This is a genomic window from Bradyrhizobium sp. USDA 4461 (genome assembly GCF_054055655.1).
On record NZ_JBSRXM010000001.1, the window covers coordinates 2,120,472 to 2,145,966 of the forward strand.

General features: G+C 64.9%; 19 protein-coding genes. 12 read left to right on the forward strand and 7 right to left on the reverse strand.

All coding sequences use genetic code 11. The features are described from left to right. Positions 1 to 109 precede the first annotated feature (109 nt). The 4 genes from gyrB (at position 110) to ACVINW_RS09970 (ending at position 6,127) form a co-directional block, all read left to right on the forward strand. Entirely contained in the window at positions 110 to 2,545 is a 2,436-nt protein-coding gene (gyrB, locus tag ACVINW_RS09955) for a DNA topoisomerase (ATP-hydrolyzing) subunit B (RefSeq protein ID WP_456751131.1), read from the forward strand. A 321-nt stretch (positions 2,546 to 2,866) separates the two neighbouring features. Then, complete coding sequence (murA, locus tag ACVINW_RS09960; protein WP_456751132.1) at positions 2,867 to 4,159, forward strand: UDP-N-acetylglucosamine 1-carboxyvinyltransferase; 1,293 nt, start codon at positions 2,867 to 2,869, stop codon at positions 4,157 to 4,159. A 64-nt stretch (positions 4,160 to 4,223) separates the two neighbouring features. Next, positions 4,224 to 5,642: an MATE family efflux transporter gene (locus ACVINW_RS09965; RefSeq protein ID WP_456751133.1), complete on the forward strand. Its 1,419-nt coding sequence runs from the start codon at positions 4,224 to 4,226 to the stop codon at positions 5,640 to 5,642. Continuing rightward, positions 5,639 to 6,127 carry a DUF2867 domain-containing protein gene (locus ACVINW_RS09970; RefSeq protein WP_456751134.1) on the forward strand — a complete coding sequence of 163 codons (489 nt, stop codon included), beginning with the start codon at positions 5,639 to 5,641 and terminating at the stop codon, positions 6,125 to 6,127. The genes ACVINW_RS09965 and ACVINW_RS09970 overlap by 4 nt, the downstream gene beginning before the upstream one ends. 30 nt (positions 6,128 to 6,157) lie before the next feature. On the opposite strand, the gene ACVINW_RS09975 is transcribed toward ACVINW_RS09970, so the two are convergent. Beyond that, positions 6,158 to 7,297 (reverse strand): FUSC family protein, encoded by a 1,140-nt coding sequence (locus tag ACVINW_RS09975; RefSeq protein WP_456751135.1) that lies wholly within the window; start codon positions 7,295 to 7,297, stop codon positions 6,158 to 6,160. A 132-nt stretch (positions 7,298 to 7,429) separates the two neighbouring features. Here ACVINW_RS09975 and ACVINW_RS09980 point away from each other — a divergent pair, with 132 nt between their 5' ends. Then, complete coding sequence (locus ACVINW_RS09980) at positions 7,430 to 8,800, forward strand: MmgE/PrpD family protein (protein ID WP_456751136.1); 1,371 nt, start codon at positions 7,430 to 7,432, stop codon at positions 8,798 to 8,800. Positions 8,801 to 8,912: 112 nt separating this feature from the next. On the opposite strand, the gene ACVINW_RS09985 is transcribed toward ACVINW_RS09980, so the two are convergent. From ACVINW_RS09985 to ACVINW_RS09995, 3 genes are all read right to left on the reverse strand, one after another. Continuing rightward, a complete protein-coding gene (locus ACVINW_RS09985; RefSeq protein WP_456751137.1) occupies positions 8,913 to 10,412 on the reverse strand; it encodes a serine hydrolase domain-containing protein in 1,500 nt (499 codons plus the stop codon). A 362-nt stretch (positions 10,413 to 10,774) separates the two neighbouring features. Continuing rightward, positions 10,775 to 11,836 carry a helix-turn-helix domain-containing protein gene (locus ACVINW_RS09990; protein ID WP_456751138.1) on the reverse strand — a complete coding sequence of 354 codons (1,062 nt, stop codon included), beginning with the start codon at positions 11,834 to 11,836 and terminating at the stop codon, positions 10,775 to 10,777. Positions 11,837 to 11,889: 53 nt separating this feature from the next. After that, positions 11,890 to 12,465 carry a GNAT family N-acetyltransferase gene (locus ACVINW_RS09995; protein WP_456751139.1) on the reverse strand — a complete coding sequence of 192 codons (576 nt, stop codon included), beginning with the start codon at positions 12,463 to 12,465 and terminating at the stop codon, positions 11,890 to 11,892. A gap of 138 nt (positions 12,466 to 12,603) precedes the next feature. On the opposite strand from ACVINW_RS09995, the gene ACVINW_RS10000 reads away from it, so the two are divergent. The 6 genes from ACVINW_RS10000 to ACVINW_RS10025 all read left to right on the forward strand — a co-directional run bounded on the left by ACVINW_RS10000 (position 12,604) and on the right by ACVINW_RS10025 (position 20,432). Continuing rightward, the gene (locus ACVINW_RS10000; protein WP_456751140.1) at positions 12,604 to 13,521 is read left to right on the forward strand and encodes a pirin family protein; all 918 of its coding nucleotides are present in this window, start codon (positions 12,604 to 12,606) and stop codon (positions 13,519 to 13,521) included. Positions 13,522 to 13,661: 140 nt separating this feature from the next. After that, on the forward strand, positions 13,662 to 14,576 hold the full coding sequence (locus ACVINW_RS10005; RefSeq protein WP_456751141.1) for a phosphoribosylaminoimidazolesuccinocarboxamide synthase: 915 nt from the start codon (positions 13,662 to 13,664) through the stop codon (positions 14,574 to 14,576). Between the two features lie 245 nt (positions 14,577 to 14,821). Next, on the forward strand, positions 14,822 to 15,616 hold the full coding sequence (locus tag ACVINW_RS10010; protein WP_456751142.1) for a crotonase/enoyl-CoA hydratase family protein: 795 nt from the start codon (positions 14,822 to 14,824) through the stop codon (positions 15,614 to 15,616). Positions 15,617 to 15,850: 234 nt separating this feature from the next. After that, positions 15,851 to 16,666 carry a hypothetical protein gene (locus ACVINW_RS10015; protein WP_456751143.1) on the forward strand — a complete coding sequence of 272 codons (816 nt, stop codon included), beginning with the start codon at positions 15,851 to 15,853 and terminating at the stop codon, positions 16,664 to 16,666. 74 nt (positions 16,667 to 16,740) lie between these two features. Beyond that, a complete protein-coding gene (locus ACVINW_RS10020) occupies positions 16,741 to 18,039 on the forward strand; it encodes a hypothetical protein (RefSeq protein ID WP_456751144.1) in 1,299 nt (432 codons plus the stop codon). Positions 18,040 to 18,278: 239 nt separating this feature from the next. Continuing rightward, complete coding sequence (locus ACVINW_RS10025; RefSeq protein WP_456756356.1) at positions 18,279 to 20,432, forward strand: SLC26A/SulP transporter family protein; 2,154 nt, start codon at positions 18,279 to 18,281, stop codon at positions 20,430 to 20,432. Between the two features lie 105 nt (positions 20,433 to 20,537). On the opposite strand, the gene ACVINW_RS10030 is transcribed toward ACVINW_RS10025, so the two are convergent. Both ACVINW_RS10030 and ACVINW_RS10035 read right to left on the reverse strand, forming a co-directional pair. Further along, the gene (locus ACVINW_RS10030; RefSeq protein WP_456751145.1) at positions 20,538 to 21,914 is read right to left on the reverse strand and encodes an NAD(P)/FAD-dependent oxidoreductase; all 1,377 of its coding nucleotides are present in this window, start codon (positions 21,912 to 21,914) and stop codon (positions 20,538 to 20,540) included. A gap of 49 nt (positions 21,915 to 21,963) precedes the next feature. Next, positions 21,964 to 22,665, reverse strand: coding sequence for a GntR family transcriptional regulator (locus ACVINW_RS10035; RefSeq protein ID WP_456751146.1), 702 nt, complete (start codon positions 22,663 to 22,665; stop codon positions 21,964 to 21,966). Positions 22,666 to 22,802: 137 nt separating this feature from the next. Here ACVINW_RS10035 and ACVINW_RS10040 point away from each other — a divergent pair, with 137 nt between their 5' ends. Next, positions 22,803 to 23,702, forward strand: coding sequence for an amino acid ABC transporter substrate-binding protein (locus tag ACVINW_RS10040; protein ID WP_456751147.1), 900 nt, complete (start codon positions 22,803 to 22,805; stop codon positions 23,700 to 23,702). A 65-nt stretch (positions 23,703 to 23,767) separates the two neighbouring features. Here ACVINW_RS10040 and ACVINW_RS10045 read toward each other — a convergent pair whose 3' ends face one another. Further along, on the reverse strand, positions 23,768 to 25,264 hold the full coding sequence (locus ACVINW_RS10045) for an NAD-dependent succinate-semialdehyde dehydrogenase (protein ID WP_456751148.1): 1,497 nt from the start codon (positions 25,262 to 25,264) through the stop codon (positions 23,768 to 23,770). Between the last annotated feature and the right edge of the window lie 231 nt (positions 25,265 to 25,495).

Below are 25,495 nucleotides of genomic sequence, written 5' to 3' on the forward strand. Positions count from 1 at the left end.
TTTGTAGAGAGAGACTTTGCGCTAGGCGCAACCCCTCTTTCATGGCACAAATAGCGGAATCAGCGCCTCATATTGCGCAGCTGATTCGGGACATCCTCGAAGGCCTCACATGACTGAACCTGCCCGGCAGACCCCTGCCGAATCTGAGCACCCCATTCCGGCTGAATATGGCGCGGAATCGATCCGGGTGCTGAAGGGCCTCGACGCCGTCCGCAAGCGGCCCGGCATGTATATCGGCGACACCGATGACGGCTCCGGCCTGCACCACATGGTCTACGAGGTCGTCGACAACGCGATCGACGAGGCCTTGGCAGGGCATGCGAGCCGCGTCCTGGTCACCCTCAACGCCGACAATTCCGTCACCGTGTACGACGACGGCCGCGGCATTCCGGTCGACATCCACAAGGGCGAAGGCGTCTCGGCGGCCGAGGTCATCATGACCCAGCTGCACGCCGGCGGAAAGTTCGACCAGAACTCCTACAAGGTCTCCGGCGGCCTGCACGGCGTCGGCGTCTCCGTGGTCAACGCGCTGTCCAGCAAGCTGGGCTTGCGGATCTGGCGCGACGACAAAGAGCACTACATCGAATTCGCGCACGGTGACGCCGTGGCGCCGCTCAAGGTGGTCGGCGATGCGCCGGGCAAGCGCGGCACCGAGGTCACCTTCCTGGCCTCGACCGAGACCTTCAAGAACGTCGAGTATGATTTCGCGACGCTGGAGCACCGGCTGCGCGAACTCGCCTTCCTCAATTCCGGCGTCCACATCGTGCTGTCAGACATGCGCCACGCGGTCGAGAAGCGCGAGGAGATGCATTATTCCGGCGGCGTCGAGGAGTTCGTCAAATATCTCGACCGCAACAAGAAGGCGATCGTACCGACGCCGATCATGGTGCGCTCGGAATCAAACGGCATCGGCGTCGAGGCCGCGCTGTGGTGGAACGACAGCTACCACGAGAACGTGCTGTGCTTCACCAACAACATCCCGCAGCGTGACGGCGGCACCCATCTGGCCGGCTTTCGCGGCGCGCTGACGCGCCAGGTCAACGGCTATGCCGAAGCCAATGCGAAGAAGGAAAAGATCGCGCTGACCGGCGACGATTGCCGCGAAGGCCTCACCGCGGTGCTGTCGGTGAAGGTGCCCGATCCGAAATTCTCGTCGCAGACCAAGGACAAGCTGGTGTCCTCGGAGGTTCGACCCGTTGTCGAAAACGTCCTGAACGAGGCGCTCGCCGCCTGGTTCGAGGAGAACCCGAAGGAAGCCAAGGAAATCGTCGGCAAGGTGATCCAGGCCGCCGCAGCCCGCGAGGCTGCGCGCAAGGCCCGCGAGCTGACGCGCAAGAACCCGCTCAGCGTCTCCTCGCTGCCCGGCAAGCTCGCCGACTGCCAGGAAAAGGATCCGGCGAAATCCGAACTGTTCATCGTCGAGGGCGACTCGGCAGGCGGCAGCGCCAAGCAGGGTCGCAACCGTGAATTCCAGGCGGTGCTGCCGCTGCGCGGCAAGATCCTCAATGTCGAGCGCGTGCGCCCCGACAAGATGCTGTCGTCCGAGCAGATCGGCACCCTGATCACCGCGCTCGGCACCGGCATCAGCGACGACTTCTCGGTCGACAAGCTGCGCTACCACAAGATCATCGTGATGACCGACGCCGACGTCGACGGCGCCCATATCCGCACGCTGCTCCTGACCTTCTTCTATCGCCAGATGCGCTCGATCATCGATGGCGGCTATCTCTACATCGCCCAGCCGCCGCTCTATAAGGTTTCGCGCGGCAAGTCCGAGCAGTATCTGAAGGACGAGCGCGCACTCGAGGACTATCTGATCTCGACCGGGCTCGACGAATGCGTGTTCAAGCCGGCCTCCGGCGACGACCGCTCGGGCCGCGATCTGCTGTCGCTGGTCGAGGACGCCCGCGTCATCCGCTCGGTGCTGCGCAACCTGCACAGCCGCTACAATCGCGCCGTGATCGAGCAGGCCGCGATCGCGGGCGTGCTGAGCCCGAGGATCACCAGCGAGATCGCCACCGCCAACTCGGCGGCGGAATACATCGCCAAGCGGCTCGATGCCGTGGCCGAAGAGGTCGAGCGCGGCTGGGTCGGCACCTTCACGGAGGGCCATGGCTTCCAGTTCGAGCGCACCGTACGCGGCGTCAAGGAAGTGGCCGTGATCGACGACGCCTTCCTGGGCTCGGCCGATGCACGCAAGCTCGATGAATATGCGACCAAGCTGCAGGAAACCTACGTGCGGGCCGGAAAGCTGCGGCGCAAGGACGCCGAGCAGGTCATCCATGGTCCGGTCGACCTGTTCGAGGCCGTGACCGACGCGGCCCGCAAGGGAATCTCGCTGCAACGCTACAAAGGCCTCGGCGAGATGAATCCGGAGCAGTTGTGGGAGACCACGCTGGACACCGAGGCACGCTCGCTGCTCCAGGTGAAGGTCAAGGAGGTCGACGAGGCCGACGACATCTTCACCAAGCTGATGGGCGACGTGGTCGAGCCACGCCGCGACTTCATCCAGGAAAACTCGCTCAGCGCCACCATCGATATCTGAGGTGCTGCGGCGCTTTGCACCACCGTCATTGCGAGGAGCGAAGCGACGAAGCAATCCATTTCTCAGCTTGCGGAACGATGGATTGCTTCGCTTCGCTCGCAATGACGTGGGTTGCACCGTGCGCACCAATTCCATCACCGCGGAGGCGGCAAACCCTGACGGAGTGACGTATCCGTGACGGCACCGCCGCGCGGCTACCTTTCGTCTGGAAGCTGCATCGGAAACTGTGTTACGGTGCCGGGCAGTCATTGATTCCGTTGCGGAATTTTGAATGGCCGAGTTTGAATCCAAGTCTGCATGATGCGTTAGGGGACAATCCGCGTGCCGCCGATCCAATACATCGTCGAAGGCGGCCGCCGCCTTTCGGGCACCATCGAGCCGTCGGGCAACAAGAACTCCGCGCTGCCGATCATCGCAGCCGCCCTGCTCACCGAACACCCGGTCACGCTGACCAACGTGCCGCGCATCCGCGACACCGAAACGCTGGTCGAGCTGTGCCGCTCGGTCGGCGCCAGCGCCGAATGGACCGAGCGCAACACGCTGCAAATTCACGCCAAGGAGATCCGCGCCGCCGATCTCGATCCGGCACTGTGCGCGCGCATCCGCGCCTCGATCCTGCTCGCCGGTCCGCTGCTCGCCCGTTGCGGCGAAGTCGCGCTGCCGCCGCCCGGCGGCGACGTGATCGGCCGCCGCCGCCTCGACACGCACTTTCTGGCCTTCGAGCAGCTCGGCGCCACCGTCACCGCGACACACCGGCTCGAATTCCGCGCCTCCAAGCTGAAGGGCGCCGATGTGTTCCTCGACGAGCCCAGCGTGACTGCGACGGAGAACGCGCTGGTCGCCGCCGTCGCCGCCCGCGGCACCACCCATCTGCGCAACGCGGCTTCCGAGCCGCATGTGCAGGACCTCGCCAATTTCCTGATCGCGCTCGGCGCCAAGATCGAAGGCGTCGGCACCAACACCATCATCGTGCACGGGCCGGCGACGCTCGGCAGCACGAGTTTCGCGATCCAGCCCGACCATATCGAGGTCGGCTCGTTGATCGGCCTGGCCGCGGTGACCCGCTCGCCGCTGCGCATCGCGCGCGCCGGCGTCGAGCATCTGCGCTCGATCCGGATGGGCTTCGAGCGGCTCGGCATCGTCTGCGGCGTCGAGGGCGACGATCTCGTCGTGCCGTCGAACCAGACCATGAAGATCCACGACGATTTCGGCGGTCACGTGCCGAAGCTCGAGGACCAGCCGTGGCCGGCCTTCCCGGCGGACCTGATGTCGATCGCAATCGTCACCGCGACGCAATGCGACGGCGTCATCCTGATGCACGAGAAGATGTTCGAGTCGCGGATGTTCTTCGTCGACAATCTGATCGCGATGGGTGGCCGGATCGTGCTGTGCGATCCGCATCGCGCGATCGTGGCCGGCCCGAGCCGGCTGCGCGGCGCGCCGATGAACTCGCCCGACATCCGTGCCGGTATGGCGATGCTGCTGGCTGCGGTGTGCGCCAACGGCACCTCCACCATCAACAATGCCGACCAGATCGAGCGCGGCTATGAGCGGATCGACGAGCGGCTCAACGCGCTCGGCGCCAAGATCAAGCGGATACCCGCGCGATCCTGATCCCGAATTCCCTGCGGCAGCTTGGCCATGCTTCCGGCCGGTTTGCCGTGCTAGACGTGCGGTCATGACCTGCATCGACAAGATCGACCCGGCCGCGTCGCGCGCGGCCGTCGTCCCCTCCGGGGCGGCATTTGCCGTACCCCGCAAGCTGCTCACGGCCGAGCTCGCGGAGACGCTGAAGCTCGCAGTGCCGCTTGCGCTGACGCAGCTCGGGCAGATCGCGATGATGACGACCGATCTCGCCTTCATCGGCCGGCTCGGCAGCGAAAGCATCGCCGCGGCTGCGCTGGCGCATACCGTGTATTTCGTCAGCTTCACGATCGGCATGGGCATGATGTCCGCGGTCTCGCCGCTGGCCGCGCAGGCGTTCGGGGCGCGCAACCCGCGCGTAATGCGGCGCGCCCTGCGCGTCGGGCTGTGGGCGGGATTCTTCATGGTGCTGCCGCTGATGGCGCTGCCGTTCCAGGGCGAGCGCATCCTGCTTGCGCTCGGCCAGTCAAAGGCAACTGCACATCTCGCACAACAATATCTGTTCGGGCTCGGCTGGGGCATCCTGCCGGCTCTGTGGTTCATCGCGATCCGTGGCTTCATGAGCGCGGTGAACCGGCCGGAGCCGGTGCTGTGGATCACACTCGCGGCGATCCCGGCCAATGCGCTAATGGTGTACCTGCTGCTCTACGGCACATGGGGCATGCCCGAGCTCGGCATGTTCGGCGCCGGGCTTGCGACCACGATCGTCAATCTCGGCACCTTCCTCGCCGGCGTCTGGTTCGCGGCGCGCCGCCGCCCGTTCCGCAAATACCACGTCTTCAGCCGGCTCTGGCGGATCGACTGGCCGCTGATGGGCAAGCTGGTCGCGGTCGGCGCGCCGATCTCGGTCGCTTTCCTGCTGGAATACGGCATGTTCGGCGCGGCCGGCCTGTTGATGGGGCTGATCAGCACCACCGCGCTGGCGGCGCACCAGATCGCGCTGCAGATCGCTGCGATCCTGTTCATGGTGCCGTTCGGCGTCAGCATGGCCGCCACCGTGCGGGTCGGCCAGGCGGTCGGCCGCCGCGATCCCGACGCAGTGCAGCGCGCCGGCTTCGTTGCGGTCGGACTCAGCGGGGTATTCATGAGCGTCATGACGCTCGCGGTGATCCTGGCGCGCTTCGAGATCGCAGCGCTGTTCCTCGGCGAGGCCTCCGACGCCACCGCGCAGCTCACTGCGACGCTGCTGCTGATCGGCGCGACCTTCTTCATCGCCGACGGCATCCAGACCACCAGCGCCGGTGCGCTGCGCGGCATGAACGACACCCAGGTGCCGCTGCTGTTCGCGACCATCAGCTATTGGCTGATCGGGTTCGCGTCGGCTTACGTGCTGGCCTTCGGGGCCAGGCTCGACGCCGCCGGCGTCTGGATCGGGCTGTCGCTCGGGACCGCGGTCTATGCGACCCTCCTGATCTTGCGTTTTCGCCTGCTGGCACGCAGACTGGCTGCATGAGGGTCGACGAGGTCACGCCGAACGTGGAGTCCGTTGCGCTGCTTGCCGGCGCGCAGTTTGCCGATGCGTTCAGGATTGCGACCACGCGCGCCGACCTCGACGCGCGCCGCGCCGCCGAGGCGATGGTGACGCGACAGCCGCGCTGGGCCGAATGGCTAATCGCCTTGCGCAATCTCCTGGTCGCGCCGCTCGGCCTGAAGACCTCGGGCGCAACTGAGGGCGTGGCACGCGACATGATCGGGATCTTTCCGGTGGTCAGCGAAACGCCGGAACGGCTGGTCGCGGGCTTCAACGACAAGCATCTCGATTTCCGGCTGGTCGTCGACATCGCGCCAGTCGACGTCGCTAGCGCCGGCTCCGCGCGCAACATCACCGCGACCACGCTGGTGCTCACCCACAACTGGTTCGGCCGCGCCTATCTCGCGGTGATCATGCCGTTCCACCGCCTGATCGTGCCGGCGATGCTGCGCAAGGCCGTAGGCTGAACAAAGCGCTGGTCTCAAGCAGCTCTGGTCTCACGCCGGGCTCTTCTCCGGCGTGTCGGCGACGGCCTTCTCCGCGGCATCCTCGTTGGCGCACCAATTGCCGTGACAGCGCTTGAGGTCATTGAGGTTCTGCCGCATCTGGTCGAGCGAGAAGCCGAGCGCGTAGAAGCGTTCGGCGGCATCAACCGGCAGGCCGCGGATCAGACCGTCCCTGCGAACCGCGGCGACCTCCTCGCTATAAGCATGCAGCGCGGCATCGACTGGCGCCATGTCGGCCGGCCCGCTGCCGGCGCGCAAGGCGGTCGCGACCGCCACCATGTAGGTCACGATCGCCTTGCTGACGTCGGCCAGTGGCCGCGCCAGCCGGATCTGGATCTCGGCCGGCAGCGGCACGACACAGGCACGCCCGATCATCACGACGTCGTGCCGCAGCCGCTGGATGGTCCGCAGCAACGGACCGGTGTCCGGTCCCGATGACAGATGCATCGAGCGCTCGCGCTCGGCCTCCAGCCCGGTCGCGTGCAGATTGGTCACCGCGGTGCCGATGCCGTCCTGGATCCGGTGCAGCGCGTCGTTGTCGAGACCGCGGGTCAGGCCGGCGAGCAATTCGGCGAACGCCGCGGCAAGCAATTCCAGCAGCTTTGATCCATTGACCCGGATCTGGCTGACCGCGCGCGACGGCAGCACCAGGAACGAGATCACCAGCCCGGTAAGCGCGCCGACGGTGACCTCGAGGACGCGGTCGATCGCCGAATCCAGCGGATTGGAGTGATGCATCGTCGGCAACAGCAGCACGATGACCGCCGTCACCGTCGCCGAGTTCAGGCTGGGATTGAGCGCGGCGATGAAGGCCAGCGGCACGATCGCCAGCACCAGGAGCGCCAGCAGGCTGCCCTCGCCGGAATGCGGGATCAGCACCGCGATCGCGCCGCCATAGACCGCGCCGCCGATGGTGCCGAGCATGTAGTCGCGGGTCGCCTTCAGCGAGCGTCCGACGCTCATTTGGGTGACGATCAGCGAGGTCAGCACCGCCCACAGCGGCAGCATGAGGTGCATCGCCACCGCGATCGTATAGGCCGCCACGCCGGCGGACGCGATCCGGACCGCCAGCGCCAGCTGCGTCTTGCGGGTCCAAAGCTTGTCGAACATGCGTTTTGCGAAGGTCCTCATGCACCCTGATCCGCAATCAATGGAAAGGCCTATGTTAAAGGACGTCGAGCATGGCTGCTGCCCGCCGCGGCAAGGTGGCTTGAAAGGCCAAACCTGCCCGCCTACCCTGCGCCGCAAAAATGAGGAAACACGATGGCCCACGAAACCGCAACGCTCGCCGCCTATGTCGCCGACCTGAAATATTCCGACATTCCGCCGGAGGTGCTGGAGCGCGCCAAGGTTTTGACGCTGGATTTCCTCGGCAGCACCATCCGCGCCCGCCGCGATGCGGAATCGACGCCCTCATTGATGAAGATGCTGGAGGCGCTGGCGCTGGACGGCAAGGGAGAGGCCACCGTGTTCGGCGACACCAAGACCTGGACGCCGGCAGTCGCGGCGCTGCTCAACGGCGCGCTCGGCCATTCGCTCGACTTCGACGACACCCACGCCGATTCCTCGCTGCATCCGAGCGCGCCGGTGGTGCCCGCCGCGTTCGCAGTCGGCGAGATGGTCGGCGCCTCCGGCCGCGACGTGCTGACGGCGATCGTCGCCGGTTATGAAGTGTGCTGCCGGCTCGGCAACGCGCTCGACCCGACCTCGCATTACGCCCGCGGCTTCCACCCGACCGCGACCGCCGGCACCTACGGCGCTGCGGCCGCGGCGGCCAAGCTGTTCGGCCTGTCGAAGCAGCAGATCATCTCCGCGTTCGGCGTCTCCGGCAGCCAGGCCGCCGGCTCGCTGCAATTCCTGGTCAACGGCGCCTGGAACAAGCGCTACCAGGTCGGCGCCGCCGCGATGAACGGCGTGATCGCCGCGACCTTGGCGCGCAACGATTTCATCGGCTCGAGCGATTCGGTCGAAGGCAAGCATGGCCTCCTGGTCGGCTACACCGATGACGCGCATCCGGACAAGGCCGTTGCGGGCTTAGGCCACACCTATGAGACGCTGAAGATCGGCGTGAAGCCGTATCCGAGCTGCCGCTACACCCATGCCGCGATCGACGCGCTGATCGCGATGCGGCGTGAGCACAATCTGACGCCTGACCAGATCAGGAAGGTCGAGATCGGCCTGCACCGCAACGGCATCACGCTGACCGGCGATGCCGCCACCAAGCGCCACCCGACCTCGGTGGTCGGCGGCCAGTTCTCGATGTTCTTCACCGGCGCGATTGCACTCGACCAGGGCCATTTCGGCTGGGACGATTACGACCGGCTCGGCGACAAGGCGATCGACGCGCTCGCCGACAAGTTCGACGTGGTGCAGGACGATCGGCTCGAGGTCGGCCGCACCCATCCGTTCGGTGCCCGCGTCTCGATCACGACGGATGACGCCACCCATGAGCGCCTCTACGCCGATCCCTCCGGCGAGCCGACCTCGTTCCCCGACGCCAAGGCGATGCAACAGAAGTTCCTGACGCTGGCCCGCCCGGTGCTCGACAAGCGCGCCGACCAACTCGCCGACGCGATCCTGACGCTGGAGCGGTTCGAGCGCGTGGAACAGGCAACGCAGCTGGGACGGCAGTAAGCGGACTGTTATCGTTACAACGCAGGGCTAGCCGCCAAGCCCGCAGTCGTCGTCGCGGCGAAAGCCGGGACGACGACGAGCTTGTTGCATCGAGCCGCGGCATTCTCTTCCGTCATTCCGGGGCCCGCGAAGCGAGAGCCCGGAATCCATCGCGCAACGGAACAGGCGGTGAAATGGCTTCCGAGTTCGCGCTTCGCGCGAACGTCGCATTGCTCGACGTCGCCGTGACGACATCGCGGACCAGATCGAACACGCCGTCCGCCTTGGGCGGCGCGTTCGGCGAACGGCCGAGCCGCACGATGACCAGCCGCTGCGACGGCACAATGATCACATACTGCCCGATCGTGCCCTTGGCGAAAAACGCATCGCGCGGCCAGCCGTGCTCGACGCGATACTTGGCGCCGAAACTGTCGCCGAGATTGGTCCAGAAGCCCGCGCCGATGCCGACCCAGCCGTTCGGCGTCGGTGACGCCGAATATCTCACCCAGCCCGCGGGCAGGATACGCCGGCCACCGACCACGCCGTCATCGAGATAGAGCTGGCCAAACCGCGCCCAATCGCGCGCGCTCGCCATCATCGCGCCTGATCCTTCCGGTGTGCCCGTCGCATCGAACTGCATCACGACGTCGTGCATGCCGAGCGGATCGAACAATTCGCGGCGCGCGAAACGCAACACATCGGCGGCATGGCCGCCGGTCGCGTCGCGGATTAGATGCGAGAGGATGATGAAATTGCCGTCGTGATAATTCCAGGCGGCGCCGGGCGCGGTCTCGAGCGGGATGCTCTCGGCGTAGGCGGCCATGTCGGATTCCATGTACTTCATCCGGTTGACCGGTTCGAGCGCGGAGGCGAGCGAGGCCTGCAGCGAGCTGCCGAGCGCAAGGCCCGCGGTGTGACGCAACAACTGATCGACCGTGATGGCGTGGCGCGGATCGTCGGGATTTCTCCAGGCCGCGATCGGCACCGGCTGGTCGACGGCAAGCTTGCCGTTGCGCACCAGAATTCCGATCAGGGCCGAGATCACCGATTTGGTTGCGGAGAAGCCGAGCAACGGCGTCTCGGTGCCGATGCCGTCGGCGTAGCGCTCGGCAATGATGCGTCCGTCCTTCATCACGACAACCGCGCGGGTGTGGCGGAACGGCGGCTCGGCCGGTTCGGCAAATGCGCGATCGAGCGCGGCCGAGAGCTGCGGGTTCTGCGGCGCGACAAGGGCCGGGCCGGCGATCTCGGGCAGCAGCGCAGCCTGCGACCGTGCCGGCGGCAGCGCAATGTCCGCCAACGCCTCGCCATGTTCGAGGGTACAGCCGACGCCCTCGCGATAGACCGCATGGCTGCGGCCGAACCCGAGCAGCGTCACGGTGACGTCCCTGCGGTCGAGGTCGACCTCGGTGTCCATCGCCCAGGTGATCAGGCCGGTGCCGGGCATCGCGTCGGTGGTCTCGGCGAAGTCCCGCTTCGGGTCCAGTCCGCTGACGAACGTTTCCGAGCAGATGACGTTGGCGACGAAGCCGGTCGCGACCTTCGGAACGTCGCGGGCACGGGCGGCGGACAGCACCAGCGCCCCGAAGGCGGTGGTAGCGGCGAGAATGAAGACGAGCTTTCGACGGGTCACGGGATCCTCCGGCATGGCGTATTGGGCGCGTAGCCTGGAGGAAGCCGTGCGGGACGGGAGAGCGCTCGCCGGATTTCGAAATCGGGCTAGCCGAGGATTGGGGAAGATTGGCCGATTCTGGAATTTCTTTGTGATTACAACGCCTCATCATGAGAGGCGCACAATAGTAAGGCTCCCTCCCCCCTTGCGGAGGAGGGCTGGGGGGTGGGCCCCGGGCGAGACGATCGATGCAAACACCGTCGCCTCAACCTTCTGGACAACATCGAAACTCAAATTGAGAGGCCACCCGAGGGGTACCCTCTTCCCCGCAAGGGGGCAGGGAACCCTACGGCCGGGGCGTCCCTCGCGACGCAATAGAACAATCAGGCCGCTGTCGCCTTCAGCTTCCGATACTCCGTCGGGGTCACGCCGGTCGTCGCCTTGAAGGCGCGGTTGAAGGGGCCGAGCGACTGGAAGCCGGCATCCATGGCGATCGTGATGACGGGGACTTCGGCCTGGGCCGGATCGGCAAGCGCGGCCTTGGCCTCCTCGATCCGGTGGTTGTTGAGGAAGACGTTGAAATTGCGGTAGCCGAGCCGCTGGTTGATCAGCCGCCGCAAACGGTACTCGGGGATTTTCAGCCGGGTCGCCAGCGTGCCGATGGTGACGTTGTCCTGGCGGTAGATGCGCTCGTCCGCCATCAGCCGCATCAGGGCATTGACCAGTCTCTGGTCGGCTATCTCCTCCATCGCGGCCGGCTGCGCATTGGCTATGATGGGCTCGACCGGCGCGGTGAACAGATCAGCGCCATCGACGCGCATCATCGTCCAGGTGATGGCCGCGACGATGGCGGCGAGCACGGCCACGTTGAGCACGTTGGCCCACTCCACGGTCACGCGGCTGCCGGCATACGCGATCTGCAACAGCGCGTTCATCCCGCCATACAGCGCTGACGCAGCGACGATGAAGACACGGACGCGGCGGCGGCGCTCGACCAGGTCTGCCGACCATGACCCGATGGTCTGCGCCACGGCTAGCGCGATGAAGACGAGCGCGAGCAGATTGACCGTGGTAATCGCCGCTTGCGCGTGGCCGCCGGGCGCGATCCACATGCAAGTGACGAAGCTGTATGCGACCACCGCGATCCAGATCAGCCCGTGCCACCAGCGCAGCGCGAAGGCTTCATCGAACAGCGCGCGGGTGAACAGCCAGAACACCACGATGTCGCCGGTCGACAGCGCAATCAGCGGCCCGTGCCAGACCGAGATCGGCGGTCCGGCGCCGATCGACGCGGTCACCGCATGCGCGGCCGCGCCGAGCGCGAAGGCGATCACGAGCCGCCCCGCCAGCACCTTGCGGAAATCCGCGAACATCGAGGCGGCAAGCACCAGCAGCAGCGTCACGGCGGCGGCGCGCAGGCAGAGTTCGGTTGCGGCCAATGTCATCGGTCGAAAGGATCTCCGGGTCAGCCGAACAATCGTCGCTCAAGCGGGGATTTTCAAGCCGGATCGCGGTGCCACCGCGCACGTGCCGTGACCCAGATGTCGACGATCTCGCCCTCGAGCTTGCCCGGTCCCTCGTTCACGGCATCGAGCCGCCGCGCCACCGCCTGCGAGGCGGCGTTGTCCGGATCGATGCAATGAATGATGCGGTCGATGGTGAAGTTGGCGAACACAAAATCGATCGCGGCGCGCGCCGCTTCCACCGCATAGCCCTTGCCGCGGTGCTCTTTGGCGATGCCCCAGCCGACCTCGAAGCCCGGCCATTCAGGCGGACAATACGGACCGACGCGACCGATGTAACGGCCGGAGGATCTCTCCTCGACCGCGAACATGCCGAAGCCGTACAGCGCCCAGTGGCCCGAGATGACCGCGGCATTGCGCCAGCCCTTCAGCTCCGACGTGATTGGCTGGTGATCCGGCGTGATGAAGCGCGCCGTTTCTGGATCGGACAGCATTTTCGTGTTGTCGGCGATGTCGGATGCGCGCCATGGCCGCAGGATAAGCCGCGCGGTCTCGATCACGGGGCCATCGACACGCAACAGGTTTGCACCGGGCTTGATCAGGGAAACCATCGCTTGCCCCAGTTTCCAGGATTGCTCTCGCTGATATCGCACAGGAGCGGCAAATAAACCATCGTGACCGCGTCATGATCGCCGCGACGGAATGATCAAATCCTGTTACGGTCGCGGCAAACGAGAAGGAGTATTGCAATGAGCTGGCAGCCCTCGACCGATCCCGAACTCGGTGATCCCCAGACTTGCGACGCGCTGGATCTGATCATCGTGCCGCGCACCCGCGATCTCGGCGACGGCTTTGCGGTGCGGCGCGCGCTGCCGCATGGCAAGCGGCAGATGGTCGGGCCCTTCATCTTCTTCGACCATTTCGGCCCGGTGCAATATCTCGCCGGCAAGGGCATGGACGTGCGGCCGCATCCGCATATCGGGCTCGCCACCGTCACCTATCTGTTCGACGGCAGCATCATGCACCGCGACAGCGAGGGCAATATCCAGGAGATCCAGCCCGGCGCGATGAACCTGATGACCGCAGGCCGCGGCATCGCGCATTCCGAGCGCACCCCCGACGTGCAGCGCCGCGATGGCCAGAAGATGCTGGGCTTGCAAAGCTGGATCGCGCTGCCTGCGGGCAAGGAAGAGATCGCGCCCTCGTTCCAGCATTATGGCGCAGGCGACCTGCCGATGATCTCCGAGCGCGGTTTCACCGCGCGCATCATCGCGGGCTCGGCGTTCGGCATCTCCTCGCCGGTCAGCATGGTCTCGCCCTGGTTCTACACTGAAGTCACTGCGCAGGCCGGCACCTCGGTGCCGCTCGACCCCGATCATGAGGAGCGCGCGATCTATCTCGTCGACGGCGAGGTCGAGATCGCGGGCGACCGCCACCAGGGACCGCGGCTTCTTATCTTCCGGCCCGGCGACCGCATCACGGTGAAGACGCTGCGGCCGACCCGCATGATGTTCCTGGGCGGCGACGCCCTGGAAGGGCCGCGTCACATCTGGTGGAATTTCGTCTCCTCCTCCAAGGAGCGGATCGAACAGGCCAAACAGGACTGGAAAACCGGCCGTTTCGCGCAGGTTCCGCACGAACACGAGTTCATTCCGCTGCCGGAGTGAGCTAATTCGTATGACTCTTTGATTTGAGCATGATCTTTTCGGAAAACCGCTGCACACTTTTCCGGATCATGCTCTAGTCTCCCGCGCCCGCACGGCTCGTGCGGGCGCTCGTCGTTGAAGCCAGCCTGAAAGATCACGCCATGACCGCGATGCTATCCAGCGATTTGCCCCTGCCCCGGATCGGCCGCGGCAAGGTGCGCGACATCTACGCCGTCGGCGACGATCGCGTGCTGCTGCTCACCACCGACCGCATCTCGGCGTTCGACGTGGTGATGGCGGAGACCATTCCGATGAAGGGCGCGGTGCTGACCCAGATCAGCGCCTGGTGGTTCCGGCAGATCGAAGGCACCGTGCCGCATCACATGATCAGCGCCGATGCCGACGAGATCATCCGCGCGGTGCCCGAACTGAAGGATCATCGCACCGACATTTTGGGACGCGCGATGCTGTGCAAGCGCACCACCGTGTTTCCGATCGAATGCGTGATCCGCGGCTATATCTCCGGCTCGGCCTGGAAGGAATACGCCGCCAAGGGCACCCTCGCCGGCGAGAAGCTGGCGACGGGCCTGGTGGAAAGCCAGAAGCTCGAGCCCGCGATCTTCAGCCCGGCGACCAAGGCCGAGGCCGGCCATGACGAGAACATCACGGTTAAGCGGGTGCGCGAGATCGTCGGTGCCGACGTTGCCGCGACGCTGGAGAAGATGGCACGCGATGTTTACGCTTACGGTGAACAGACCAGCCGCGCCCGCGGCATCATCATCGCAGATACCAAATTCGAGCTCGGTCGCGACAAGGATGGCCGCATCATCCTGATCGACGAGGTGATGACGCCGGACTCGTCGCGCTTCTGGGCCGCGGACGCCTACAAGCCGGGCCAGCCGCAGCCGAGCTTCGACAAGCAGCCGCTGCGCGACTACCTCGACGTCGAGCGCCACGCCGGCCGCTGGAACGGCGACGCTCCTGCTCCGCCGCTGCCCGTGAGCGTGGTGGATGCAACCAGCAAGCGATATCTGGAAGCGTATCGCCGCGTCACGGGGACGGAGCTGAAGGTTTAGCGGCACCGTCGGCGCATTCGCTATATCACCGTCACCCTGAGGAGGCCGCAACGCGGCCGTCTCGAAGGGTCGACGGCCCGGCCGGTGGCCATGCATCCGTCGAGCCGCGCGGCGGCTGTCATCGGCCGCGCTTTGCGCGGACCCGTTGGCGGCTCCTCAGGATGACGGGTCACGACCGCGGGATTGCGCGGAACCTCACTATCGATGTCACTCTCCGGGCACAAGAACAGCCCAGGGAGCGCCCCGTGACCGAATCCGATTCCGTGCTCGTCGAGCGCGATGGTCCCATCGCCATCATCTCGATCAACCGTCCGCACAACCGCAACGCCGTCGATGGCGCGACAGCGCGCAGACTGTATGAAGCATTTCTCGCCTTCGACGCCGACACGAGCGCATCGGTCGCGGTGTTCACCGGCACCGGTGGCACTTTTTGCGCCGGCGCCGATCTGAAGGCGGTGGCAGCGGGCGATCCCGAGAAGAAGCGCGAGATCGGTGGCCACAACACGATCGCGCCGATGGGACCGAGCCGGCTGCGGCTCTCGAAGCCCGTCATCGCCGCGATCGAGGGCTATGCGGTCGCCGGCGGCATGGAGCTGGCGCTGTGGGCCGACATGCGCGTGGTCGCCGAGGACGCGACCTTCGGGGTGTTCTGCCGCCGCTTCGGCGTGCCGCTGATCGATCTCGGCACCATCCGCCTACCGCGGCTGATCGGCCATTCGCAGGCGATCGATCTGATCCTCACCGGGCGCCCGGTCGGCGGCGCCGAAGCGCATCGCATGGGGCTCGCCAACCGGCTGGTTGCAAAGGGCGAGACGCGTGCGCACGCCATCGCGCTCGCCAAGGACATCGCAAAATTCCCGCAGAACTGCATGCGTGCCGACCGCCTGTCGGCGCTGCGGCAATGGGACCTCGAGGAGGAAGAGGCGATCAGGAACGAGATGCGCGGCGGGCTCGATGTGATCGCATCGGGCGAGACGCTGGCGGGTGCGGCACGCTTCGCCTCCGGCATCGGCCGTCACGGCGCCTTCGGCAAGGAATAGCCCATTTGCGTCACGCAGACGAGGCGGTCCACAGCAGACCCCGCATCGCCTGAAGCTTGCGTGACGCAGATTCGGTCGAGCGATCAGCACGTTGCGTCGTGCGCACCGGAAGTGTGACGACGCCGACGAACGAGGATCACACGTCGCAATGAGAAGCTTTGCCGAATTTTAACCTGACAACGCCCTCAGCGGATTGCATCCTTCACATGACACAATCCCGGGGCGGCGACTGTCATGGAGCGGTATGTTGAGCTAAGAAGGCGAGGCGAACTATTTTCGCCAGCCTTCAATTTCAAAATGTTTCTTCGTTTCACAAAAAAAATATCATCGCTACGGACAACGCGTGCGCTGTCTCAAATCACCAGCGTCGAAATGCCGTACCTCGATGCAGTCACCGGCGATGCAGTGGCCGCGCGACCAGATATTCTTCTCGATGTTTCGGCGACGGCGCTGGAACACATGCAGCGGCGTTTACCAAAAGCGTGGTCAGGCCTGACCCGCACTGATCTTTTATATGTTTTTGCTTCAACTGCCGCACACAATCTCAAGCCTTACGGCGAAGGGTGCCCGTCGCAGGGGTTCAGCGCACTGCTGAATTCCGAGTATCTCGACTGCTCGAATTACGGACTGCTGGCCTATTACTTTTCACGTCTGCTGCTCAGTGAGGCTGATCGCAAGCCGCTCAGCTTCGTCGGATGGGACGGAGGAAAAGTCGGAAATCATCAAATGCTGTTCCTGAGCGACCGTGGCATGGCGCCGCACCTGGCGATCGATCCGACACTCGGGATCGCCTGCATCGCGAGCTTTGACGATATCGCATCCGGCAAGCCGATCCCACCGGATGCGATTGCAATCATCGGCGCGACGGAACAACTCAGCGCTTCGCGGGTTGCCTTTGTTACAGCTTTGCTGGAGGGGCAGTTTCGACCATCCGATCTCCTGTACTACTTCCCCACCGTCGACGACTATCTCACCCGGTACGGTAATCCGTTCGATTGGCCGACGCCGGCCATTTCCATCCTGCGAGACCGGCATTCCGGAGATCGTTGAGGCAATCAAGGCCGATGCACAGCGTTATTCAGACCAGATCGCGCAGCATTCTCGTTCTGTACGACCCAAATGCCTTGGCGACGGAATTCGTCCGTCAGCACCTGATGGCGATCCAGCGCCATTCCAGGCACGACGTAGCTTATGCTGCCGCGACGTTCGACTGCAGGGCCGATTTTCCACTCGAACTGTTCGACGCGCTGGTCATCCATTTTTCGGTGCGCATGCCGTTCGAGACAATGTCGCCTTCCTTCGTCGAACTCGTCTCCAACTTCGACGGACCGAAGGTGCTGCTGATACAGGACGAATACGACATGCCGCGAAAGGCATGCGCCTTGATCAGAAAACTTGGCGTCGACACGATCTTCACGACCGTGCCCCGACCGCTTGTCGAGAAGTTCTATCCGCCCGACGAACTCCCGAACGTGAAGTTCAGGTCGTGCTTGACCGGCTACGTCCCCGACGAACTACCGTTCGAGCTAGCGAGACCGCTTTCGGAGCGACGACTTTGGCTGGCCTATCGGGGTCGCAAGCTTCCGATCTGGTACGGGCAACTGGGATTGGAAAAATCGACCATCGCGCAGCGCATGAAGAGCGAATGCGCTGCGCGCAACGTTCCACATGACATCGAATGGGAGGAAGACAAGCGCGTCAATGGGCCCGCCTGGTTCAACTTCATGACGGATGCTAGGGCAATGCTCGGCACGGAGAGCGGCGCCAATGTCATGGATGCATGGGGCGACATTCGCAACGCAGTCCAGACCATGGCCAGAGAGCATCCGGAGCTCAGCGATGACGAGCTCTACAGCAATGTCGTGGCACCGCACGAGAACAACGTCAGCATGGGCCAGATGAGTCCAAAGTTCTTCGAAGCGATTGGACTGAAGACCGGGTTGGTATTGTTCGAAGGCTCCTACTCCAACGTGATCAGGCCCGACGAGCACTACATTCCGCTGCGAAAGGACTACAAGAATCTCGATGACGTGCTGAAACGGCTCGCCGACGTGGCCGGCCTTCAAGACATGGTTGATCGCACCTATCACGAGGTCATTGAGAGCGGCGCATATGGATACGACAGGTTTGTCGGCGATATCGACGACGCGATCGAGCAAGCCAGCACGCTCGGCCCGCCGCGCGAAAGGCGGCCGACCTTTGCTCTGGTGCGCGTCGACGCGCAATGCAAGAGCTGGTCGGCGGTGACGCCGCACCTCCCGCTTACTGCTCCGATTACGATTCGCCCACCGCCGCCGCCAGATCGCCTGCTCACGGGCGGGGCGCGTGACCTCTGGCTCAAGGTGCCGGAGAAAGTGCGGACGCCGTTGTCAGCCCTGCTTGGGACGCCGGCACGGCGCATCAAGGCATTCTATCAGCGATGAGCGGCACATGACTTCCCGCCCGGGGAAGACTTCGCGACGCGCTGATCTTGCGCGATGACTTCATAACGACGCGATCGCCGGTCACGAGCTCCCCGGCGGGCGCGCGTTGGGAACCGGCTGTCACAAAAATCCTGTTGTCGTCCTGCGCCGAGCTCGTCTACGACTGGCGGCTAGAGTTCAGGATATTTTTTAACGTGATTAGTCGGTCGCTTTATTTCGGCTCGCGGGCACGGCGGGCGATGCATGACATTCTCGGCGGCGGTGCGGCCAGCGTGCTCGGCATCACATTCGGGCTGTCCTACGCGCTCCTGATCTTCGCCGGGCCATTGTCACCCTATCTGTCATACGGCGTCGCGGCGACATTCATCTCCTCGGCGGTGCTCGCGAGCTTGATTGCACTCGGCAGTTCGCTGCCATTCGCGGTGGCCGGCCCCGACAGTTCCACCGCGGCGGTGACGGGAATCCTGATGGCCTCGCTGGTCGAGCGCATCGTCGCGGCCGGCCCGACGGCGCCGCTACTCGCGCCGGTGCTGATCACGCTCGGGCTCTCGACCATCGTCACCGGCATCGTGCTGTGTTGCCTGGGGTTGACGCGGTTCGGCCGTGCCATTCGCTACGTGCCGTACCCGGTGGTCGGCGGGTTCCTTGGGGCAACCGGCCTGCTGATCGTGCTGGGCGCGATCCGGGTGATCACCGGTTACCCGGTGCAGCTCAGCACTCTCTTCCATTTTACGAATATTATCACGATCTCCGAGCTCAGCGCCGCCTGCGCCATGGCGCTGGTGCTGTATCTGACCTGGCATCGCTCGCGCACCCCGTTCGGCCTGCCGATCATCCTGGTCGGCGGCGTGATCGTGGCGCATCTTGTATTTTGGATCATCGGAATCACGCCGGAGGAAGCGCACCTGACCAGCTGGACCTTCGAGCCTCCGCCGGCATCGACCTTCATGCTGCCGTGGCACGCGGCCGAGCTGGCACAATATCCATGGTCGGCGGTGCCGGACCTGCTCGGCAACATGATCGCAGTCGTGTTCGTGACGGCGGCGAGCACGTTGTTCAACACGACAGGCATCGAGGTCGCGGTGCATCGCGAGGCCAATCTCGAGCGCGAGCTCAACATCACCGGCTTCGCCAACATCCTGACCGGTGCGCTGGCCGGCTATGCCGGCTGCATCTCGGTCAGCCGCTCGATCCTGAATTTCTCCAGCGGCGGGCGCGGCCCGCTGTCGGGACTCACCGTCGCGGCGATATCTCTCTTGATGCTGGCGGTGGCGCCGCAGCTGCTCGGCTACATGCCGAAATTCGTGCTCGGCGGCCTGCTGCTCTATCTCGGCGCCGACCAGCTGCACAAATGGATGATCGAATCGCGCAAGCGGCTGTCGAAGACTGAATATGCGTCGCTGCTCGCGATCATCGTTATCATCGTGACCTGGGGCTTCGTGCCCGGCATCCTGATCGGCGTCATCATCGGCTGCGCCACCTTTGCGCTCAGCGCGGCGCGGGTCGAGGCGATCAAATACGGCTTTGACGGCTCGGAATACCGCAGCTCGCTGGATCGCTCGCGTGACGACCGCGAGGTGTTGTCGGCCCATGGCGGCAAGATCCAGGGACTGACGCTGCAAAGCTATCTGTTCTTCGGCTCCGCCAACCGGCTCTACCAGCACGTCAAGGCGCTGCTGCGCGAGCAGGCGGAGTGCCGCTATCTGCTGTTCGACTTCAAGCTCGTCACCGGCGTCGATTCGTCGGCGGCCTACAGCTTTGCGCAGATCAAGCGCAGCGCGCACGAGGTCGGCGTCGAGCTGGTGCTGGTGCATTTGTCGGCCAAGGCCGAGCAGGTGCTGCGCTCCAGCGATTTCATCACCGAGGGTGTGACCTTGATCGACGAGCTCGACCGCGCGCTGGAGTGGTGCGAGAACGAGATCATCGCGCAGCACCAGGAGCTGGCGCAGGAAGAAGCCGACCTGCGCGGCTGGTTCACGGAGATGCTCGACAGCGAGGATGACGCCGACACGTTGATCCGGCGCTGCCAGCGCATCGAGGTCGACGCCGGCGAGATCATCGTGCACGCTGGCGACGCCGCCGATTCCATGCACTTCATCCTCGACGGCCGACTTGGCATCATGATCCCCGCCGAGGACGGCCGCACCACGCGGGTGCGCAGCCTCGGCCGCTACACCACCATCGGCGAGATGGGTCTCGTCGCGCACACCCCGCGCAGCGCGACCATCCAGGCTGAGATGGCGAGCGTGCTCTATGTGCTGAACACCCACCAGTTCGCCGCGATCCGCGACGAGGCCCCCGAGCTCAGCCACAAGCTGCTGACTTACTTCGTCTCTGTGATGGCGGAGCGGCTGACGTTTGCGAATCGAACGATCGCGGTGCTGCGGCGATAGGGCTGCGTAACCCGGATGAAGCAAAGCGCGATCCGGGAATGTCGCCGGGCGGCGGGGCCCCGGATTTCGCTTCGCTTCATCCGGCTAAGCTGAAGCAAGGTTAAGCTACAGCAGCCCGCGGCTTTCGCTCGCCGCGAGTTCGGCCATCAATGCTTGGTCCTGATAGCGTGCGAGCGAAAGACTGCGCGCGAAGGCGGGCGCCGACGCGCCGACCACGGCGCGGGCGCAGAGATCGCCGGTGGCGCAGGCGCCCATCGTGCCGTAGCCGGAGAGTGCGGTTGCGAGGAACACACCCGGCGTTTTCGCAGTTCCGATCAGCGGCCAGTTTTCCTTCGTCATCGGATAGTAGCCGCCGTAGTGCACGCGCTCGCGCGGCAATGCGCCGAGATATTGCGCAAGGCGCGGCTGCAGCCGGCTCGCCGCGCGCAGCACGACCTCGGGGAAATACGGGTTCAGCTCCGGCTCGCGGACCGGCGCCGTGATCTGCTCGGCGTTGAAGGCCCAACCCAGCTTAATCCACTCGCCGTGATCGCCGCCATCCGGCCGGCAATGGATGCTGCCCGGCATCGGCGCCAGCAGGCGCGCAAACTCCGGCGCCGCGGACAGCGCCTCGCGATCGTCGTCGGACCAGGCCAGCGTCTGGCCGTCAAGATCGATCGCAAACGGCATTTTGCGATCGACCGCGCGGTTGCGATCGGCGAACGCGATCTTCTGCTGCAGCACGTTGACGATCGGAAGCGCTTCGCCATGCATCGCCGCGACCTGCGCCGCGAACGGGCCGGCGGCGTTGACGATGAGGTCGGCCTGGATGGTCTGCCGCGCGCCATCGGCCAGCACCTCGACGGTGAAGCGATCGGTCTTCGCGATGCCGACCACCTTTGCCTGCTGGAACTGCGCGCCCAGCGGACGCATGGTCTCCAGCATGTATTGGCCAAGCTGCTGGCCGCTGATGTCGCCGGCACGCCGGATATGCAGCGCGGTCGCGATTTCCCTGTCGAAACTCGGGTAGTGCGCCTGAATCAGATCGCGGCCCTGCAGAACGTCGACGCCATCAGGCGCGCTCTGCCAGTCGGCCGAATGCGGCGGCACATAGCCGCGGCCCGATCCTTCATGCAGACGGATCAGCTTTGCCGCCTGTGCGCCATAGCCGGCATGGAGTTGCTGCAACAGCTCGTCGGGCTTCGCTTCGCGCGTGACCAGGAGATAGCCGCGCCGCGTCATGTGGATGCGGTTGTCGCTGCGCCGCGCGATTTCCTCCATCAGGTCGGTGGAGTGGTTGGTGAAGTCGGCCATCGTCGGATGCGGCCACCAGTTGCGGTAGTTCTCGCCCGACTGCGCCGACGTCAAGGCCATCGGCTGGCCCTCATCGACGATCAACAGCCGCGAACGCTTGTGCTGGACGGCGAGGTAATAGGCCGTGGCGATGCCAACGATGCCGGCACCGATCACCAGGATTTCGACGTCATTGGTCTTCACACACATTTCTCCATGGCGCGCAGCGGGCCGGCGATGGTTCACATTGCTGGAGCGATCAGACCGGCCGCTCTGGACCGGCATCGCGCAACGCCTGACGCTGCGCCGAACGCAACGTCTTCTGCGTTTCCTCGATGTGATCGCGCAACAGGCGGACCGCCTTCTTGACCTCACCGCCGCGGCAGAATTCGAGCAGCCGGTAGTGCTCGCGCTGCGGACGCTCCTTGCCGGTTGCCTGCGACACCAGCGCCCGGGTGAAGCGGCCGACATGGCCGTAATTCGCCTGGATCATTGCCAGCAGCCGCGGGCGATTGCACGGCGCGTAGAGCGTGGCGTGGAATTTCCAGTTGAAGGCGCCCCATTGCGCCGGATCGGGCTCGGCGTCGTAGGCCTGCAGGATTTTCGTTGCCGCCTCGAGATCGATTTCGCCCATCGCGGGGATCGCCAATCGCAACGCGTGACACTCGAGCGCGATCCGGATCTCGAGCAGCTCGATCACCTCGTCGATCGACAGGTCGGAGACCACCGCGCCGCGGTTGGGCAGGAAGGTAACAAAGCCCTCGGCCTCGAGCTGGCGCAGCGCTTCGCGCACCGGGATGCGGCTGGTCCCGAACCGCGCAGCGAGCTCGTCCTGGCGCAGCTGCAGTCCGGGGGCGAGCTCGCCCGAACTGATCGCCGCCCGCAAGGCCTCGCGCACGGCGTCCGGCGCGGACCCGTGAGGTCCAGCTCCTCGATGACTGGTGGTGATTACGGGTTCCATCCGGGTTCTCTCGATGGTGGCCGAGGTCAGATATCCGATCTGATCGGTATTGTATAAAATCGATTTGCTGATTATGCAATGTTGTGTATAAAATCTGGCTTGATCATATCCAATGGCAGCCGCCCACGAGAAAACTGATGATTCAAGCCATCAAGTCATTGATCTTTTTCATGTTTCTCGCAGCTGCGATATCCACGTCGGCGCAAGCCCAATCACCGGGTGGCACGCTGGCCAAGATCCGCGACGCCGGCGAGATCCGGCTCGGGCACCGCGACGTTTCGGTCCCATTCTCCTATCTCGACGACAACCAGAAGCCGGTCGGCTTCGCGATGGACCTCTGTGGGCGGATCGTCGACGCGGTGAAAAGCGAACTCAAGCTGCCGGCGTTGCAGATCAGGCTGCAACCGATCCAGCTCTCGACCCAAATTCCGCTGATCGAGAACGGCACCATCGACATCGTCTGCGGGCCGGCCACCAACACGCTGGAGCGGCAGAAGGTCGTCGCCTTCAGCAATACGATCTTCGTGTCGACCATCCGCGCTGTCGTGCAGAAGGACGCGCCGATCAAGACCTTCGAGGACCTCGGCGGCCGGCCGGTCGCGCTGACCTCGGGCTCGACCTCGATCGGCCTGTTGAGCGCGCGTGCCCAGGAGAAGAACTTCCAGACCAAGAACATCCTGACGGCGGACCATGCCGCGTCGTTCCTCGCGCTGACCACCGGGCGCAGCGATGCCTTCGTGATGGACGACATCCTGCTGGCGAGCCTGATCGCGGGCAGCCGCAACCCGGCCGACTGGCGCATCATCGACGACAGCCTGCGCACCGAGCCCTACGGGCTGATCATCCGCAAGGGCGATCCGGAGTTCAAGGCGCTGGTCGACAACACGCTGGTCGCGATGATGAAGAGCGGCGAATTCCAAGAGCTCTACGCCAAATGGTTCACGCGGCCGATTCCGCCGAAGAACGCAAACCTGAATTTCCCGATGACGGCGCCGCTGAAGGACGCCGTCGCCAATCCGAACGACAAGGGCGTGTGACCGAGCAACGAGCCCGGCCCTGATCCAATCAGAGCCGGGCTCGAGCCAGAAAATAATGTCCGGGATCAGACGCCGGCCATCATCACGTATTTGATCTCGACATACTCATCCATGCCGTGGCGCGAGCCTTCGCGGCCGAGGCCGCTTTCCTTGACGCCGCCGAACGGCGCGACTTCGGTCGTGATCAGGCCGGAGTTGACGCCGACCATGCCCGACTCCAGCGCCTCGGCGACACGCCAGACCCGGCCGATGTCGCGCGAGTAGAAGTACGACGCGAGGCCGAACGGCGAGGCATTGCACATCGCGATCACGTCGGCCTCGTCCTTGAAGCGGATCACCGGCGCGAGCGGGCCGAAGGTTTCCTCCTGCGCCACCAGCGCGTCCGGCCGCACATCCGACAGCACGGTCGGCTCGAAGAAGCTGCGGCCGAGCGCCGAGCGCTTGCCGCCGGTCACGATCTTGGCGCCGCCCTTCACGGCGTCGGCAATGTGCCGCTCGACCTTTTCGATCGCCTTCATGTTGATCAGCGGTCCCTGCGTCACGCCTTGCTCTGTGCCGTCGCCGATCTTCATCGCCGCAACCTTTTTCGACAGCTTCTCGACGAACTGGTCGTAGATCTTGTCCTGGGCGTAGAGACGGTTGGCGCAGACGCAGGTCTGGCCCATGTTGCGATATTTCGAGACGATGGCGCCTTCGACCGCGGCGTCGATATCGGCGTCGTCGAACACCACGAAGGGCGCGTTGCCGCCGAGCTCGAGGCCGAGCTTCTTCACGCCGACCGATGCCTGCCGGTACAGGATCTTGCCGACATTGGTCGAACCGGTGAAGCCGACGAACCGCACCGCCGGATGCTCGCACAGCACCTTGCCGATCGGCGGTGCATCGCCGGTGATGATATTGAGCACGCCCTTCGGCACGCCGGCCTTCTCGGCCAGTACCGCCAGCGCGAGTGCGGACAGCGGCGTCTCGTTGGCGGGCTTCAACACCACGGTGCAACCGGCGGCCAGTGCCGGCGACACTTTGCGGGTGATCATCGAGTTCGGGAAATTCCACGGCGTGATGGCGCCGCAGACACCGATCGGCTGCCGGATCGCGAGCAGCCGCGCATCCGGACGCTGGGTCGGAATCGTCTCGCCATAGACGCGACGGGCCTCTTCCGCGAAGAATTCGACATAGGCGGCGCCGATATCGACCTCACCGAGCGCCTCCGCCAGCGGCTTGCCCTGCTCGGAGGTCAGGATTAGCGCGAGGTCCTCGCGATTGGCGATGATCAGGTCGAACCATTTGCGCAGGATGTTGGAGCGCTGTTTCGCGGTCAGCTTGGCCCAGGCCGGAAACGCGCGCTGCGCGGCCTCGACGGCTCGGGTCGCATCATCGGCGCCCATCTGCGCGATCTTGATCAGTTCGACGCCGGTGGCCGGATTGTTGACCGCGAATTCGGGGGTGCCGACCCAGGCGCCGTCGATATAGCAGCGATCGCGCAGCAGCGACGGGTCCTTCAGGCGGCTTTCGAGCGAGGATGCTGCGGATAGCGTGGCGCGTGCGGCAACGGGCGGGGTCATGGCGTTACTCCTGAATTTCTTTGGAAGGGTATTCGCCTCTTATATAAGCGGAAATGCGTGGAGATGCATTGTCAGTGGCGCGAGTCTGCTGGCCCGCAAATGCGGCCCTCTCCACGTCATTCCGGGGCGATGCGGAGCATCGAGCCTCAGGGGCGCAACTGCGCCCCGGGGAATCTCGAGATTCTCGATGCGCAATTGCGCACCTGAGGGTCTGTCCTCCGGACCATCCCG

Excerpts from the sequence above, each read along its gene's own strand:
- gyrB (WP_456751131.1), top strand. The coding sequence starts at position 110 with ATGACTGAACCTGCCCGGCAGACCCCTGCCGAATCTGAGCACCCCATT.
- ACVINW_RS09965 (WP_456751133.1), top strand. The coding sequence starts at position 4,224 with ATGACCTGCATCGACAAGATCGACCCGGCCGCGTCGCGCGCGGCCGTC.
- ACVINW_RS09970 (WP_456751134.1), top strand. The coding sequence starts at position 5,639 with ATGAGGGTCGACGAGGTCACGCCGAACGTGGAGTCCGTTGCGCTGCTT.
- ACVINW_RS09975 (WP_456751135.1), bottom strand. The coding sequence starts at position 7,297 with ATGAGGACCTTCGCAAAACGCATGTTCGACAAGCTTTGGACCCGCAAG.
- ACVINW_RS09980 (WP_456751136.1), top strand. The coding sequence starts at position 7,430 with ATGGCCCACGAAACCGCAACGCTCGCCGCCTATGTCGCCGACCTGAAA.
- ACVINW_RS09990 (WP_456751138.1), bottom strand. The coding sequence starts at position 11,836 with ATGACATTGGCCGCAACCGAACTCTGCCTGCGCGCCGCCGCCGTGACG.
- ACVINW_RS09995 (WP_456751139.1), bottom strand. The coding sequence starts at position 12,465 with ATGGTTTCCCTGATCAAGCCCGGTGCAAACCTGTTGCGTGTCGATGGC.
- ACVINW_RS10000 (WP_456751140.1), top strand. The coding sequence starts at position 12,604 with ATGAGCTGGCAGCCCTCGACCGATCCCGAACTCGGTGATCCCCAGACT.
- ACVINW_RS10005 (WP_456751141.1), top strand. The coding sequence starts at position 13,662 with ATGACCGCGATGCTATCCAGCGATTTGCCCCTGCCCCGGATCGGCCGC.
- ACVINW_RS10015 (WP_456751143.1), top strand. The coding sequence starts at position 15,851 with ATGGAGCGGTATGTTGAGCTAAGAAGGCGAGGCGAACTATTTTCGCCA.
- ACVINW_RS10025 (WP_456756356.1), top strand. The coding sequence starts at position 18,279 with ATGCATGACATTCTCGGCGGCGGTGCGGCCAGCGTGCTCGGCATCACA.
- ACVINW_RS10030 (WP_456751145.1), bottom strand. The coding sequence starts at position 21,914 with ATGTGTGTGAAGACCAATGACGTCGAAATCCTGGTGATCGGTGCCGGC.
- ACVINW_RS10035 (WP_456751146.1), bottom strand. The coding sequence starts at position 22,665 with ATGGAACCCGTAATCACCACCAGTCATCGAGGAGCTGGACCTCACGGG.
- ACVINW_RS10040 (WP_456751147.1), top strand. The coding sequence starts at position 22,803 with ATGATTCAAGCCATCAAGTCATTGATCTTTTTCATGTTTCTCGCAGCT.
- ACVINW_RS10045 (WP_456751148.1), bottom strand. The coding sequence starts at position 25,264 with ATGACCCCGCCCGTTGCCGCACGCGCCACGCTATCCGCAGCATCCTCG.